Below are 1,277 nucleotides of genomic sequence, written 5' to 3'. Positions count from 1 at the left end.
ACTTTTCGGCTTGCTAGCGGGCTAAAGTCGGGTTCAAACTCGGTTTGACTCGAGTTTTTGGATGGACAAAACGTGTTGGTTTAACCCCGACTTTCCCGCACTACACCACCACAAACTAGCCCTCCGACTCGGCTTAAATAAGTAAATGCCGAATCCGAAATGCAAAACATGCGCCAAGCCCACCCAAAAATGGGGAACAACCACGGCCGGGAAACCCAGGTATCGCTGCCCGCAATGCAAGACCACCCAAACTAGACGCAACACCACCACAGCACGCGACCTCACGGCCTTCTGGGATTACCTACTAGGCGAATACACCTACCGCCACCACCCCGGCCAGGGACGGTCTCTGCGCCGCCGTTTCGCCCCGCTTTGGAGTCTCTGGCCGGTCTACACCACCGTCAGCGAACACCATCACGTGGTCTTCGTTGACGGGATCTACCTAGCCCACCGCCTGGCCGTGTTGATCGCCTGCACGAAAACACACGTGCTGGGCTGGTACGTGGCCAGAAGCGAGACCACCGCGGCCTGGATAGCCCTCTTCTCCCGTATCGCACCCCCGGATGTGGTGGTCTGCGACGGGGGAAGCGGGATCGCCAGCGCCGTCAAGCACGCCTGGCCGACCACACGTATCCAACGCTGCACGTACCATGCTTTCTGCGCCGTCAAACGCCACACCACCACCCGGGCACGCACCCAGGCCGGCGTCGAGCTCTACGGCCTTGCCAAAGATCTCCTAGGCGTGGCTACGCGCGAGGAAGCAGTGGACTGGGTCGGGCGCCTAGCGGCATGGAACCAGGCCTGGAAAGCGCTGCTAGCGGAGAAAACCCGGCTGCATGATGGAAGGATCGTGGACACACACGCACGCCTGATTAAGGCCCGTAACTCGCTGAACACGCTGGTACGTAACCAGACATTATTCACCTACCTGGAACCCGCGTTGGTCGTGGAAGACGACCCGATTCCGGCCACGTCGAATCTGATCGAGGGAAAGATTAACTCCCAGTTGCGGGCGATGCTGCGCCGGCATAGGGGCATGAGCTTGCTCCACCAGATCAAGGCCGTGTTGTGGTGGTGCCAGCGGCATACCGAGAATCCGGGCAGTGCCGGGCAAGTCTTGCATCGCACGGTCAGTGATGACCAGATCGCAGCCCTTTTCGCCCGGGCACGCGAGCGTCGCCAAGCACAGGCCGAGACCGAGATGTGGGGCACGGGTATCGAGTGGACCGATCTACACAACGGGGCTAAATGGAACCAAACCTACTAAACCGTAACCA

1 protein-coding gene is annotated in these 1,277 nt (G+C 60.1%); it reads left to right on the top strand.

The window, feature by feature from the left end:
* The first annotated feature begins 145 nt into the window (after positions 1-145).
* Positions 146-1,267: an IS1249 family transposase gene (locus AC5RK6_RS08285; protein WP_320758325.1), complete on the top strand. Its 1,122-nt coding sequence runs from the start codon at positions 146-148 to the stop codon at positions 1,265-1,267.
* Positions 1,268-1,277 lie beyond the last annotated feature (10 nt).

The organism is Actinotignum sp. usb-actsch-213, from assembly GCF_059085665.1.
Note: the sequence above shows the minus strand (reverse complement) of the source record. Positions and strands in the feature narration are given on the sequence as shown.